Origin of the sequence: Thermococcus sp. P6 (assembly GCF_002214525.1) — an archaeon.
Classification (GTDB): Archaea; Methanobacteriota_B; Thermococci; order Thermococcales; family Thermococcaceae; genus Thermococcus.
This window is the reverse complement of the sequence record NZ_CP015104.1, coordinates 73,171-86,911: the sequence shown is the minus strand read 5'-3', so window position 1 is coordinate 86,911 and position 13,741 is coordinate 73,171. Positions and strand designations below refer to the sequence as shown.

15 protein-coding genes are annotated in these 13,741 nt (G+C 57.6%); 6 read left to right on the top strand and 9 right to left on the bottom strand.

The annotated features are described in order from the left end of the window. Positions 1–34: 34 nt before the first annotated feature. Positions 35–1,876, top strand: coding sequence for an indolepyruvate ferredoxin oxidoreductase subunit alpha (gene iorA, locus A3L12_RS00430; RefSeq protein ID WP_088883179.1), 1,842 nt, complete (start codon positions 35–37; stop codon positions 1,874–1,876). A 1-nt stretch (position 1,877) separates the two neighbouring features. Here iorA and A3L12_RS00425 read toward each other — a convergent pair whose 3' ends face one another. The 3 genes from A3L12_RS00425 to A3L12_RS00415 all read right to left on the bottom strand — a co-directional run bounded on the left by A3L12_RS00425 (position 1,878) and on the right by A3L12_RS00415 (position 3,386). Then, entirely contained in the window at positions 1,878–2,561 is a 684-nt protein-coding gene (locus A3L12_RS00425; protein ID WP_088881776.1) for a DUF4152 family protein, read from the bottom strand. 220 nt (positions 2,562–2,781) lie between these two features. Beyond that, entirely contained in the window at positions 2,782–2,994 is a 213-nt protein-coding gene (locus A3L12_RS00420; protein ID WP_157726678.1) for a hypothetical protein, read from the bottom strand. Between the two features lie 62 nt (positions 2,995–3,056). Then, complete coding sequence (locus A3L12_RS00415) at positions 3,057–3,386, bottom strand: hypothetical protein (protein WP_394335078.1); 330 nt, start codon at positions 3,384–3,386, stop codon at positions 3,057–3,059. A 48-nt stretch (positions 3,387–3,434) separates the two neighbouring features. Between A3L12_RS00415 and A3L12_RS00410 the strand changes: the two genes are divergently transcribed. After that, the gene (locus tag A3L12_RS00410; RefSeq protein ID WP_088881773.1) at positions 3,435–4,478 is read left to right on the top strand and encodes an AI-2E family transporter; all 1,044 of its coding nucleotides are present in this window, start codon (positions 3,435–3,437) and stop codon (positions 4,476–4,478) included. Here the strand turns inward: A3L12_RS00410 and A3L12_RS00405 are convergent. Further along, entirely contained in the window at positions 4,414–4,950 is a 537-nt protein-coding gene (locus A3L12_RS00405; RefSeq protein WP_088881772.1) for a nicotinamidase, read from the bottom strand. The two genes, A3L12_RS00410 and A3L12_RS00405, sit on opposite strands and share 65 nt — an antisense overlap. A 49-nt stretch (positions 4,951–4,999) precedes the next feature. Then, a complete protein-coding gene (locus A3L12_RS00400) occupies positions 5,000–5,392 on the bottom strand; it encodes a DUF2240 family protein (RefSeq protein WP_088881771.1) in 393 nt (130 codons plus the stop codon). Between the two features lie 92 nt (positions 5,393–5,484). On the opposite strand from A3L12_RS00400, the gene A3L12_RS00395 reads away from it, so the two are divergent. Together A3L12_RS00395 and A3L12_RS00390 are read left to right on the top strand one after the other, a co-directional pair. After that, the gene (locus A3L12_RS00395) at positions 5,485–5,871 is read left to right on the top strand and encodes a PaaI family thioesterase (RefSeq protein WP_088881770.1); all 387 of its coding nucleotides are present in this window, start codon (positions 5,485–5,487) and stop codon (positions 5,869–5,871) included. A gap of 12 nt (positions 5,872–5,883) precedes the next feature. Next, the gene (locus A3L12_RS00390; RefSeq protein ID WP_088881769.1) at positions 5,884–7,059 is read left to right on the top strand and encodes an MFS transporter; all 1,176 of its coding nucleotides are present in this window, start codon (positions 5,884–5,886) and stop codon (positions 7,057–7,059) included. Positions 7,060–7,078: 19 nt separating this feature from the next. Here the strand turns inward: A3L12_RS00390 and A3L12_RS00385 are convergent, their stop codons facing one another. Genes A3L12_RS00385 through A3L12_RS00375 form a run of 3 tightly spaced genes read right to left on the bottom strand, consistent with a single transcriptional unit; the run spans position 7,079 to position 9,863 of the window. Beyond that, complete coding sequence (locus tag A3L12_RS00385; protein ID WP_088881768.1) at positions 7,079–7,294, bottom strand: hypothetical protein; 216 nt, start codon at positions 7,292–7,294, stop codon at positions 7,079–7,081. A 40-nt stretch (positions 7,295–7,334) separates the two neighbouring features. Next, the gene (locus tag A3L12_RS00380) at positions 7,335–7,589 is read right to left on the bottom strand and encodes a hypothetical protein (RefSeq protein WP_088881767.1); all 255 of its coding nucleotides are present in this window, start codon (positions 7,587–7,589) and stop codon (positions 7,335–7,337) included. 48 nt (positions 7,590–7,637) lie between these two features. Further along, positions 7,638–9,863, bottom strand: coding sequence for a DHH family phosphoesterase (locus A3L12_RS00375; protein WP_088883178.1), 2,226 nt, complete (start codon positions 9,861–9,863; stop codon positions 7,638–7,640). A 220-nt stretch (positions 9,864–10,083) separates the two neighbouring features. Here A3L12_RS00375 and A3L12_RS00370 point away from each other — a divergent pair, with 220 nt between their 5' ends. Together A3L12_RS00370 and A3L12_RS00365 are read left to right on the top strand one after the other, a co-directional pair. Continuing rightward, a complete protein-coding gene (locus A3L12_RS00370; protein WP_088881766.1) occupies positions 10,084–11,016 on the top strand; it encodes a lysylphosphatidylglycerol synthase transmembrane domain-containing protein in 933 nt (310 codons plus the stop codon). After that, the gene (locus A3L12_RS00365; RefSeq protein WP_088881765.1) at positions 10,997–12,133 is read left to right on the top strand and encodes a glycosyltransferase family 4 protein; all 1,137 of its coding nucleotides are present in this window, start codon (positions 10,997–10,999) and stop codon (positions 12,131–12,133) included. Before A3L12_RS00370 ends, A3L12_RS00365 begins: the two co-directional genes overlap by 20 nt. A gap of 15 nt (positions 12,134–12,148) precedes the next feature. Here A3L12_RS00365 and A3L12_RS00360 read toward each other — a convergent pair whose 3' ends face one another. Continuing rightward, positions 12,149–13,621, bottom strand: coding sequence for an S-layer protein (locus A3L12_RS00360; protein WP_232462893.1), 1,473 nt, complete (start codon positions 13,619–13,621; stop codon positions 12,149–12,151). Positions 13,622–13,741: the final 120 nt, after the last annotated feature.

Below are 13,741 nucleotides of genomic sequence, written 5' to 3'. Positions count from 1 at the left end.
CTCAGGTTCCTACGTGAAACCGAAAAAGCACGGGATGAAGCTTCTCATGGGGAACGAGGCCATAGCCTACGGGGCCCTCGAGAGTGGCGTCGTTTTCGCCACCGGCTACCCCGGAACGCCCTCGACCGAAGTGGTGGAGACGATAGCGAGGCTTAAACCGGAAGTGTTCGCGGAATGGGCACCGAACGAGAAGGTGGCCCTTGAGGAGGCCGCGGGTGTGGCCTACACAGGCTTAAGGGCCCTCGTGACGATGAAGTGCGTTGGCCTGAACGTTGCCGCCGATCCCCTGATGAGCCTCGCCTACTCGGGCGTTGAGGGTGGACTGGTGATTCTCGTCGCGGACGACCCCGGACCGCACACCTCGCAGACGGAACAGGACGATCGTTATTATGGAAAGCTCTCCCTTCTGCCGGTTCTCGAGCCATCGGACCCACAGGAGGCCCACGATATAATCATCTACGCCTACGATCTGAGCGAGAGGTACAGGGTGCCTGTTATACTGCGGACTACCACGAGGGTAAACCACACCACAGCTAACGTCGAGGTGGGGGAGTTCGTCGATCTGAAACGGAAACCCGTCTTCAAAAAGGACATAGAGAGGTACGTGAGGGCCAGCATGGAGGGGAACAGGAAGAGGCACGGATGGCTCAACGAGACCCTGAGAAGAATCGAGGAGGAGTTCAACTCGATGCCCTTCAACAGGATCGAGGGGAGGGGAAGGCTCGGGATCATCGTTGAGGGCGCCCCCTACGGCTACGTGAAGGAGGTTCTGGGGGAACTCGGGGAGGACTTCAGGGTTCTCAAGCTCTCAACGCCCCATCCGCTCCCGAGGGAGCTGGTCCTCGGATTCCTCCGGGAGGTTGAGGCGGCCATAGTGATCGAGGAGGGAGCCCCCTTCGTTGAGGAGGAGGTCAAGGTGGCCGCCTACGAGGCCCGTCTGGGGGTGCCGATCTACGGCAAAAGAACCGGCCATCTTCCGCTTGAGGGCGAGCTAACGCCGTCCCTCGTCAGGAATGCACTTCTAAAGCTCATCGGAAAGGAGGCAGAAAGCTACGAGAAACCCGAGGCGGTCAGGCTGGCCGAAAGCCTCGCCCCGAAGAGGCCGCCCGTTATGTGCCCCGGCTGTCCCCACAGGGGAAGCTACCGTGCCGTCCTCGATGCCCTGAGGGAGCTCCGCCTCGGCCGTTACTCCGTTCCGGTTCACGGGGACATAGGCTGCTACGCCCTGTCCCTGCTTCCACCGCTTGAGGCCATCTGGACGGAGTACGTTATGGGAGCTAGTATAAGCCTCGCCGGCGGCCAGAGCGTGGTTATGAACAGGAAAATAATCGCAACCATCGGCGATTCCACCTTCTTCCACAACGGGATCCAGCCCCTGATAGATGCCGTCTACAAGAACCTTAACGTTCTGGTGATGATACTCGACAACAGGACCACCGCCATGACCGGCCACCAGCCCCACCCCGGAACGGGCGGGAGTGAGACGGGCAGGAGGTTCAACGAGATAGACATCGAAGCCCTCGTGAAGGCCCTCGGGGTTAAGTACGTCAGGACGGTGGATCCCTACGACCTCAAGGCCACGAGGGAGGCGATAAAGGAAGCCATGAAGGTCGAGGGGCCGGCGGTCATAATAGCCAGAAGGGAGTGCGTCATTCCCGTGATAAGGCGCGGGGAGGTGGGGGAGCCACCGGTTGTCGTGGAGGACAGGTGCACGGGCTGTAAGGCCTGCATCCTCCTGACGGGCTGTCCGGCCCTCGTTTACGATGCCGGCACCGGGAAGGTCAGGATAGACCCGCTCATCTGCACCGGCTGTGGCCTCTGCAACCAGCTCTGCCCCTTCGATGCCATAAAGTTCAGGGACGAGCTGGAGGGCTGAGCTACTCCCTCCACACCTCGAGGGTCATAAAACGCCTCACGAGGGGGTTGGGGTAGAGCTCCCACGCCACTCCAGTAGCCTCTGCCTCGATCTCACCGAAGAGGCCTCCCTCCCTCGGGTCAAGGCTCTCGCCGTGGATCTTTCCCCCACGGATCTCCACTTTCATGTACCTCGGAAGGCCGACGATAACCCTGCCGTGCTCCCGGGCGTAGTCAAGGGCCCACTTTGCCGTGTAAATCCCCGCGTAAATCTCGGCTATCCTGACGGGAACGCTCGGCTTCCCTATCGCCACTATCTCGATCCCGGTGTCCTCCCAGAAGCCCTTTGCCAGAGGCTGAAGTTCCCTTGCAAGGTCCCTCCAGACCTCCTTTCCCCTCTCGCTTATGTTCAGGGCATCCACGGTCGGTTCGTCCAGTTTCCTGACCTCTATTCCGCCAATGGTCGAGTCGAGGTGGATAACGTCCGGTTTTACCCTGCGTGCGAGCTCGACGGAAAGAAGAAGCTCCTCCCTGATGGCCTGCCTTCCGCTCATGTCGTAGCTGAAGGGATCCGCGTACCTGACGGTTTTCAGCGTCGCCGTTCTGTAGGGCTTCTCAACTAAAACGGCCGCGGTCGCTATCAACCCCACCGGTTCGTAGTCCTCCGTGAGAAGCGCTCCACCCGTGTCGGCTGAGACGATCCTCATAACGACCACCGTTAACGACCAATTACCAATATACCATGAGCGACAACCTTAGCCGGGTGATGGCTTTGAAAGGATCAAAAGGCACGGTTTATGAAACTTTGGGTTCCTACGTGGATTCCCTCTGCAACTCAACTTTCCTCGGGACGGCAAGGGGGAGGGCGGCTCTCCACGAAAGGGGAACCCATGCCTTAACTCCCCGTGGGGCCGTTCTCAGCGTTTTCTACTCCCGTGGAACGCTGGAGGTAACTTCCATATGGCGGGAAAGAGAAGAGAACGGGGCCTTTCTTCTGAGGATGGCTCCTTCGGGTATCTCGATCAGGGGGAGGGAGCTTACCTTAACCTTCGACCTCCCCGACGGTGGATACGTAACCGTAACCTTCCATGGAAACGAAGGACTCTCGAAGACCCTCAGGGGGGCCGTGGGAGACTGCATTAGGGAAAAACCCGAAAAGGTCACTTCTCTGGAGTTAGAATCCTCCATGACGGAAAGGGAGCTCAAAGCGAACCCCGATGACCTCCAAAGGAGCTCAAAAGGTCAGTTACCTCAGCCCTCAGGGACCTTAGCGTCTCCCCATCGGGGGCGGTGATTCCAGCGTAGCGGGATATGAGAGCGTAAACCCCGGGATGTTTGCCCTTCAGGATTCCCGCCATTTCTTCAGCCGGCATGAGGATTCCGGTGTCGAGATAGACGAGCAGGGCCCCGATGGTGTAGAGGGCGTCCATGTAGGCCTTGTGGGCCAGGTCGAACCTCTTCTCCTCGAAATAAACGTCACCCACCCGCAGGTAAGCCAGCGCTTTTTCGATAAGTTCCTCTTCCATCTTCACCACCGATCAGGTTTATAAGGGGGAACCTGATAAACCCATCGAAGGACGATGAGGGTCGAAGGTTTCGTCTGGCTGTCCATCGTGGTCCTGATACTCTACCTCGCGTGGGGAACGGTAAGTCCCCTGATAACCCCCATATTCTTCGGCCTCATCCTCGCCTACGCGGTCCATCCCCTGCACAGACTTCTGAGATCAAGGGCCGGAAAGAGGGCCTCGGCGGTGATCCTGACCCTCGGGATGATTGGCCTCGGCGGGGTTCTGACCCTTGGGTTATTCACCGTAACCTACAGGGTTGCCTTCTCGCTTTACCGGAACGTCGAGGTTTTCTTTGACTGGCTCATGGCCCTGCCCCTTCCCGGGGACCTTCTCGAATTCGTCCAGAACTTCTCCGATCAGCTGATCCCGAGGCTCTCGGAATACGTATCGGAGTGGAGCCTCTCCATTCCTGCCTACCTCCTCCAGCTCGTGGTTTTCCTCTTCACCTTCTACTACGCACTGGTCTTTTCGGAGGAGATAGTAGCGGAGATAAGAAGCCTGATACCCGAGGAAAACCGCCGTCTCGGTGAGGAGCTCCTCGAGAGCCTCAACAAAACGCTCGGGGCGCTCGTGAGGGCATGGCTTGTGCTCAACATCCTAAAGGGCTTCCTGATGACGCTCGGCTTCCTGATATTCGGCGTTTCCGACCTCTACACGGCCATAGTTGCTGGGTTCCTGACCTTTGTGTTCTCCTTCGTTCCGCTCTTCGAGGGCTGGATGATATGGCTCGCGGCCGGGATCTACTTCGCGAGCAAGGGAATGTACTTCCACGCGGCTGGGATATCCCTCTACGGCTTCCTGCTGGTTTCCCCCATGCCGGATTACACGATAAGGCCCATGATGGTGGCGAGGGATACCGACCTCGACGAGACCCTGGTCTTCCTCGGAATGGTGGGCGGGACGTGGGCCATGGGCGTTAAGGGACTCATAATCGGCCCAATAGCCCTGAACCTTCTCCTCGTTATCCTGAAAGAGTGGAAGAGGGTCGTGGCTAAAGAATCCTCACGCCAGCCCGCTCAAGCTCCTTCAGGGCCCTCTCCTCGTCCAGTGGCTTAATCCCCTTAACAGCATCCCTCAGGAGATATGTCTCAAAACCGCGTTTTACAGCGTCCAGAGCCGTGGCCCTCACGCAGTATTCGGTCGCAACCCCGCAGATGTAGACGCGCTTCACCCCGTGTTTTCTGAGTATCTCCTCAAGATCCGTCCCCTCAAAGCCCGAGTAGGCCTCCTTATCCGGCTCCGTAGCCTTCGAGATCACTACAGCGTCCGCCGGTAGCTCAACCACGAACTCCGCCCCCTCGGTACCCTGAACGCAGTGCTTCGGCCACGGCCCGCCCCTCTCCCTGAAGCTGATGTGGTTTTCCGGATGCCAGTCGCGGGTGGCAACTATAAGGGCCCCCCTCTTCATGAACTCCCTTATGTAGTCGTTGCACCTCGGGATTATCCTGTCTCCACCGGGAACGGGCAGGGCTCCCCCGGGCATGAAGTCGCGCTGCATGTCCACAACTATCAGGGCCTCCTCCGGCATATCCTTCACCCGTGGGGGGTTGGTAAGAAGGGGTTAAACCGTTTTCGGGTCAAAGCTCGAGCACATCCCTGAACCGGGACATGTCGAGCCCCATGCTCATACCGAAGAGGTAAGCCAGAAGCTTCTCATCGAGATCGCCGTAGCGCTCGCGCATTCCCCTTATGCCCTTCATCACCTCGTCCCTCTCCCACCCAAGGGAGGCCGAGATGTACTCCACCATCTCCTCGAAGGGGTCTCCCCCTTCATCCTTCAGCATGGACCCGTTGACGAGGAGCTTTCCTTCCCGTTCTGTTAAGAGGCCCTTCTTTATGGACTGTTCTATAAGCTCCTTGGCGGATTTAACGTCCATCAGGCGGAGGCTGAAGGCGAGTATGCCAACGAGCTCGCTACGGGTGAACTCGGCCGAGCCCTTGTACTCAACGGCCCGTTTGAGCGGGTGCAAGCTATCACCTAACCTTTTTAGGACGCCGGAATAAATAAACCTTTGCCCGTTAGTGCTTTAAACCACCGGTGAAACTCATCCGGGGGATGAAGATGGAACAGAGAACCCACAGGCTGGCTTCGGAAAGGCTCGTCGGGAAGCCGGTGAGGATAGAAAAAGGTCTGTCCGAGGTAGTCCTGAAGACGTCAGGGGAGATGGCGGTTGACGAGTACGGCCTCGTCCACGGGGGCTTCACCTTCGGGCTGGCAGATTACGCCGCCATGCTCGCGGTGAACGAACCAACCGTCGTTCTCGGAAAGGCTGAGGTCAGGTTCCTGAAGCCTGTGAAGGCGGGAGAAACCCTCAGGGCCAGGGCCGAAGTGGTTGAAGATCACGGCCGGAAGAAGATCGTCAGGGCGGAGGTCTTCAACGGAAAGAACGAGCGGGTCTTCGAGGGGACCTTCCACTGTTACGTCCTCGAAAGGCACGTGCTCGAGTAGGGGGAACCGCGGATGGAGGAGGAGAAGAAGATCTTCGGCATTAGCTGGAACGTTTTCCTGCTTGGAATAGTCAGCTTTCTCAACGACATGAGCAGCGAGATGATAGCACCGATCGTGCCGGGCTACCTCATGGAGGTCCTTCACACCGGGAAGCTCCTCGGCGGTTTCGTCATGGGGGCCATAGAGAGCACGAGCTCGCTCTTCAAGGTGGTCTTCGGTTACGTGAGCGACCGCTTTAAGAAGAGGAAGGCCTTCGTCCTCACGGGCTACGCCCTCTCGACCCTCTCGAAGGGAGCCCTCGCATTCACCCGCTACTGGTGGGACTTCCTCCTGCTCAGAACCCTTGACAGGATTGGCAAGGGGATAAGAACCGCCCCGAGGGATGCCCTCATAGCCGAGTCGAGCGAGAAGGGCAGGACCGGAAAATCCTTCGGCTTCCACAGGATGATGGATACCCTCGGAGCCGTGGCGGGACCTCTGGTGGCGATAGGCCTGATCGAGCTCCTAAAAGGGATCCCGCCCGAGAGGGCCTACCGCTACGTCTTCCTGCTCTCGGCCATTCCCGGGACGCTTGCCGTCGCGGTGATACTCCTCTTCGTGAAGGACAGGGGAAAGGAGGTCAGGAAGAAGATTCAGGGGGTCTCGGCCCTGAGGGACAGGAACCTGCTGCTCTTTCTGGTAGTGGTTGCCGTCGGCGCCCTCGGGAGGTACAGCTACGCCTTCACGCTCTGGAAGGCTCAGGAGCTCGGCTACTCCATCGTCCAGGGCATGGCTTTCTACGCCCTCTTCAACCTCATCTACGCCCTCTCCGCGTATCCAATAGGGAACTACTCGGACAGTTTCGGCAAGAAGAGGATGGTAACCCTCGGCTTTGGGATCGCCTCCATGGCTGCACTGAGTTTCGCCTACGCGCGGGACCTCTACACCCTGATGGGAGCCTTCGTCCTCTACGGGGTTTACATAGCGATAGAGGACACCGTTCCGAGGGCCTACATGGCGGATCTGGCAAAGGACTACGAGAAGGGGACGGTCATAGGGGCCTATCACACGGTCTTCGGCGTGCTCGTGTTTCCAGCATCTGTCATAGCGGGCTTTCTGTGGACGAGGTTCTCGTTAACGGCAAGCTTCCTCTTTTCCGCCCTTATGAACGCCGTCGCCATGGTCCTGATGATCCAGATAAGGGAGTGAAATACTGAAAAAAGGAAGGTCAGCCGCCGAGCTTCTCCATCTCCTCTTTTCCTATGAGAAGGGGTCTTTTAGCTTCGATGACGTAGCTCAGCTCCCACTTAACTTCTCCACGGCTCATGAGCCGGGCGTAGCGTTCAGCAATCTCCCGGGCCTCTTCAAGGGAGTTTCCCTCGACTATCCTCCTGACGTACCACTTCATCTCCCCGTAGCGAAGCCTGAACTCCGCCATGTACACGGGCACCACCGGGAAGGGTTGGGGGTAAGGCTATAAAAACCTAAGGCTCCATCGCCCTGTAGATTCCATCCTCCGCGGTGGCCTCAAAGACCTTTCCGCCCTCCTTCGTCTTCAGCTCGACGATAATCCGGTGTGGCTCCCTCTCGACCTCCTCCTCGACCTTCCTCGTGCTGAGCACCTGTATGAAGGCATCCCCCAGCCTTTCGAATTCAAACACCAAAACATCGTCCTCCCAGCGGTGGCCCCTGTAGGAAACGCCACCCATCCGGAAGGTGACTTCGAGAACGATCCTCACGGTTATCCCTCCGTTTACCTCTGGACGGGTCTTTTAAAAACCTGCCCATCAGCCCTTCCTCCTCAGCTTCACCACCTGCTTTGCGAACTCCTCGAGGACCTCCTTCCTCATCCCCTCGAAGAACTTTATCGAGCCCGCGTAACTGTGCCCGCCACCCTCGACTCCAGCGCTCGGCAGGGCCTCCTGCAGTCCGGGGATTATCGCGTTTAGGTCGAAGTCGTAAGCTCCCATCCCATCGCTTGCCCTGACGACCGCAAAATCCGGACCGTAGGCGAGCGTCAGTATGGGGGAATCCTCCCCGTACTTCTCCTTGAAGTGGTCGTGGATGAGGCCCGAGAGCTTGCCGGGGCTGGGGTAGGAGAACTTCGGGGCAAAGAGCTCTATGTCTATCGTGTTGAACCTTATTCCATTGGGGAGGACGACGCTCTTAACGTGCGGCAGGGAAGCCCTCAGCGCCCTCTCCTGCTTCTCCTTCACCTCGGGGTAGATGGCGTTGATCAGCTCGCGGTGCCTCTGAAGGTTGCCCGTGAGGAGCAGTATCTCGTCTATTATCCCGTGCCCGTCCATGAACTTCCAGAAGTAGGCCTCGTGGTCGATAACCTCGGCTATCCTCTTTAGATCCTCCACGTCGAGGCCCTTTGATTCTCTGGCTATCTTGAGATACTGATGGAACTCGGGAGCATCGCTCCTGTCCCCCGTTCCGGCTATCGCCGGCAGGTGCTTTATCCTGTCCTCAACAGCCGGGTTCACGAAGCGGGCCACCTCCGTCGCCAGCATTCCAGCAGTGAGCTCGTAGTAACCGCGCTTTACGTGGTGGGGGTTCACGTGGACGTCCACGTAATCATCGACCCTCGCCCTGTCATCGCTCACCCACTCGCGGGGATCGTGGTGGTCTATGACCACTATTGGAACGCCGTAGGCCCTTATGCGCCTGTAAGCAGGAATGTCCTCGCTCGTCCCCCCGTTGTCCACCACCACTAAGAGGGGGAGGGGATCCCCGAACTTCTCATGGTCCTCGATCATGAAGATGATGTCCTTCAGGACGTCCTCCAGCTCGTAGAAGGGCGCTTTGCTCGGCCTTCTCTTGAAAAGCTTCCACCTTGCCCCTGAATCGGGAGAGACCTCCTCGATGAGGGGAACTATGGCGTACTCAAGGGCCAGACCCGAAACGTACCCGTCGGTATCGGCGTGGTGCCTCAGCAGTATAGGCCTTCCCTCGTAGATCGCCCTCCTTATCATGAAGGCAGCCTTCGTTATCCTCGGCTTTAGCTTTTCGAGGACCTCGCTCTTAATCAGGAAACCAACGTCCTGCGGCTGAGCGCGTCTGTCGAGTTCCGCTTCTATGCGCTTCTTTACCTCGGCAGCATCTGCTCCCCATAGCCTCGCCATGTCTATGGTCTCTATCTGTATCTCCCCCGAGTGAAAGGCCACTTTACCTGTTATCTCGACTATGTCGCCGACGTTGATGTTCGGGTAGGCCCTGACCCCCGAGGCCTCGAAGGCAGCCGCCCACGTTATGCCCGTTCCGTCGGTCACCGTGAAGACCGTCGGGCCCCCGGTAACCTGCACCTGAGTAACCCTGCCGCGGAGCCTGACCGTCTGACCCGCCATGTCCCTGCTGAGCTCGCCGATGGGAGTAACGGGAAGCTCCTTCCGCACGAAAACTTCCCTGTAGTGCTTGAGGGCCGATTCTATGAGGTCTATCTCCGCCCTGTCAGGTTTGACGTCGAGGACCTGAACGAGGATCTCCTCCCCCGGCCTGTAGTCCCTGCCTCCAAGGAGGTCCTTTCTCCTTATGAGGCCCCTCAGGTGGGGGTTAAGCCTTACGAAGACGCCGAAGCGCTCCACCCTGTCGATCTTCCCCTTGTAGACGTTCCCGATCTCGATGTCCTCAACGTCGCAGGTCTTGTCCAGAACGTAGACCACCTTATACTTCCTCAGGCACTCGGGACAGACCCACGTGGTTTCCATACCCGGTTCCCACGGCCCCTTGACCTTTCCGCAGATGTCGCAGGCGATCACCTTGCCCGTTCCCCCGCACGTCGGACAGGTGTCGTAGACCGGGACGGTCCCCCTGCCGTGGCACTCCGGACAGGGTATCTCGTCAACCTCCTCCTCAACCCCTATGTAATCGAGGTTCCTGTAACCCTTAAGCTTCTCACCGACCTTGAAATCAGCTGGCACGTAACCCCAGCCCCCGCAAACGGGGCACTCCTTCTCGCCCGTCTTCACCTTCCCGGTTCCGTGGCATTCGGGACAATCCTTAACCACCATGAGCATCACACTCCAGAAACTCTCACCGGCGGAGCTACCGTTCATGACTTATAACCTTTCCCCCGAAAACCTTTCCGCTGCAGTTCCCGTTATCCGGTGAAAGGTGGTCTGGAAAAAGGATATAAGCACTTCGTGAGATGCCCCTTAGAGACGTTACGGCCTGCGGAAGGTTCGCCCGAAACGTGGTGACGAACATGATATTTCCCGACGGTGAGCGGTGATGGAGAGGGCCACTTTAAGAAAGCTCTTCAGCCTTCTGGCATTTGTGGTATCCCTGATCTACCTCTACAGGAGCGTGGAACCCGGCGAACTGCTCATTGCCTTAAGAGGAGCCCGCTATGGATACCTCCTTTTTGCGGGCGCGCTCTCCCTTCTGAACGTTCTTCTTAGTGCGACCAGGTGGTACATCGTCCTGAGAAGGGTCCAGAACACGGACTTTAAGCGGACGGTTCAGGCCTTCGTCAGCGGTTACTACCTGATGGCCATTCTTCCGCCCACGCTGGGACACATGGCAAAGGTCAAACTCGTGGGCGGGGACTACTTCAGGGCCCTCTCCTCCCTCACCTTCGGGATGGCCGCGGAGACGGTGGTTGTGCTCTCTCTAGCGTTGATCTTTTTGGATTTTACAAAGCTCGGGCTCCTTGGCCTGAGTCTGATAGTCCTGGCGTTCATCTACGACGGGGCCTTCAACAGGACGGCACTGGCCTTCTTCGATCTCCTGGAGAAGCTGGGGGCGGGGAGGATCTCCAGAAAGCTGAGGGGATGGTGGAGGAGGGGATACACTGCCTGGAAAAGGGCCCGGGAAGCCAGATCCAGCCTCCTTGCGGTGTTTTTATTCTCGGCTCTGGGGATACTGCTTCAGATTTTCGGCCTGATCATCGTGGGAAAAGCCTTTTCACTGGAGATCCCCTTTGGCCGGGCGTTCTACGCCTTCGTTATCAGCGTTGTTTTTGCATCGTTGAGCGGGATACCCTCGGGAATAGGCGCAAACGAATCCGGGATCCTCGTCGGAATAGGTTCGTCAACGAAGGCCTTCCTCACGGCCTTTTCCTACAAGTTCCTTTTCCAGTACGCCTACTCGATAGCGGGCGCCTTTGTCTTCTACAGGATGCTGAACAGAAGGGGTGATGGGAATGAGGATAGCACTGGTTAGCGACTGGTATTACCCGAAGATAGGGGGAGTGGCCTCGCACATGCACAACCTTGCCCTGAAGCTAAGGGAGGGGGGGCACGAGGTAGCTATAGTGACAAACGACCGGGAAACGGGGAAGGAAAAAGAACTCGAGGAGAGGGGAATCGAGCTGGTGAAAGTCCCCGGAATAATGGCCCCGCTGCTCGATGTAAACGCAAGCTACAGCCTTAAGTCTTCCAGGGAGCTCAACGTGTTTTTAAAGGACTTCGACGTCGTCCACTCGCACCATGCCTTTACCCCCCTCGCCTTAAAGGCCGTGAAGGCCGGGAGAAGCATGGGAAAGGCCACCCTGTTGACCACCCACAGCATATCCTTTGCACACGACTCACGCCTCTGGGAGGCCCTCGGCCTTACGATCCCCCTGTTCAACTCCTACCTCAGGTACCCCCACAGGATAATCGCGGTAAGTAAGGCCGCCAGAGCCTTCATCGAGCATTTTACAGAAGGGCCCATCTCCATAATTCCGAACGGGGTGGACGACGGCCGTTTTACTCCCGCCCGGGATAAGGAGGAGATAAAGGCAAAATTTGGGGTCAGCGGAGACGTGGTGCTGTACGTGAGCCGCATGAGTTACAGAAAGGGGCCCCACGTGCTCCTCAACGCCTTTTCCAGCATAGACGGAGCGACCCTCGTGATGGTGGGCAGCGGTGATATGTTGCCCTTCCTGAAGATGCAGGCAAAATTCCTTGGAATTGAGGACAGGGTAATCTTCACGGGCTATCTGGACGATGAAGAGCTCCCGGAAGTTTTCAGGATGGCGGACGTGTTCGTCCTGCCATCGACAACGGCGGAGGCCTTTGGGATAGTGGTTCTCGAGGCTATGGCCTCCGGAGTGCCGGTCGTGGCAACCAGCGTCGGCGGAATCCCCGAGGTGGTAAGGGAGAACGAGGCCGGATTGCTGGTCCCTCCCGGGAACGAGTTCGAGCTCGGAAAGGCGATCCGGAAGCTGCTGGAGGACGAGAAACTCAGGGAATTTTACGGCAAAAATGGAAGAAGGGCCGTTGAGGAGAAATACTCCTGGGACAGGGTGGTCGTTGAGGTGGAGAAAGCCTACGAGGAGGTTCTTTCGGGTTTGTAGAAAAAGAAAAATAGCTCAAGAACCTTCCATAAACTTCTCGACGGCCAGCCTGGTCTCGACGTAGGTCTTTCCGGCGAGGATTATGACCCTGTAGTTCGGGTTGTTTGGGTTCTTGAGCTCCTTTACCACGTAACCCTTCTCCATCACCTCTTCCCTGATGGAATCCACGGCATCCTTTCCATAGACCTTCTCAAGAACCTCCCAGGCCCTGTTGCTTACCCATCCGCCAACTATTATGACGTTCCTGTCAGAAGGAAGGGCCGTGAGCTGGGTATCGTTGATTATGAGCTCGTGGACGTCATCCGTGGCCTCGATCCTGGGAGCAGTTATGGAAACCGTCTTCGTAACCGTGGTAACGCGGACGAAGCGGTAGGCCTCAACTCCGGTTACGATTCCGTTCTCCTTCGTGAAGATCGGCTCTATCTCGAGCCCCCAGTTCGTGGGAAGCCTGAGCGAGGAGCCTTCTCCAACGAAAACCCTTCCGAAGCCTTCGCTCTCGTTAACGTGAAGGTAGAGGATGTAGAGGTTGTTCGCTGGATCGATGTCCCAGACCCACTGACCGCTGTAAACGTCGCCGTCCCTGTACTCCCGGGCCTTTTCGTAGTAGATGTAGTCGTAGATAACGCTCTTGGTTCCGCCCACGCCGATGAAGAAGCTGGTCGGGGTGAAGACGAGAAGGCTCTTAACACCGCTCCCGAGGAGTTCGTTTATCCTGCTCTCCGGGTACGTGCTGAAGGGCTCGAAGTCCTCGTTCCCGCTGGCATCGACGTACATGACGTAGTAGTTGTCCTTGGCCATCGTTTTCTGCTTCAGGGTACCACTTGGATAGGTCAAGTCGATGAGCATCTCCTCCTGATTAACGTTTATGTCCACGAACTTTATCTTCCAGCCCCCGACGCTGAGCGTGTCCCCGAGGGAGCTCGAGGTCCCGCTAACGTTATCGTAGGAGTAGAAGTACATCCTGTCCTTACCGTCGACCGTCGTGGAGACGATTCTGTAGTCGCCCCCAACGTTAAGGGGCGTCGTGTTCTCGTTGAATACTATCTCCACGCTCCTGTCCCCGAATTCGGCGGATTTCTCTGTCGAGTTGAAATCCACCCGCGAGAAGTTGACCCTGATGACCAGCGTGTCCCCGACGGGCTGATCGCCAACTTTGAGCCCGATGTCGGGCATGTCTGTGGGATTAAGGCTGTACGTTTGATTCCCGTCTGCGATGGGCACGCTGTGATACTCAACGGGCACCGAAACGGTCTTCGTGTAGGTCCCCTGAGAAACGCCCTTAAGGACGAGGAAGGCACCGAGCCTTGAACCGGTTATCGCGTCCTCGCCTATGTGTAGAGGGGTACCGTTCACTATCTTGGTTGTGGGGAGGACTATCACCGTGTTGGAGGAGTTCATACCGCCGACCGCCGCGTTCATCGGCGTAAGTAACAGGCCGAGAATCAACAGACCCGCAAATGCAACCAGAACCCTTTTCACGTTTACCACCCCTCTCAGGTCCATCTCAACATTTATATAATTTCCCCGTGAGTCGATTCCGCGATGATGAGTGAATCCAATGCTGACGGATGATGAACCCCCAACCTGAGCACGAATCGATGCGGTGAG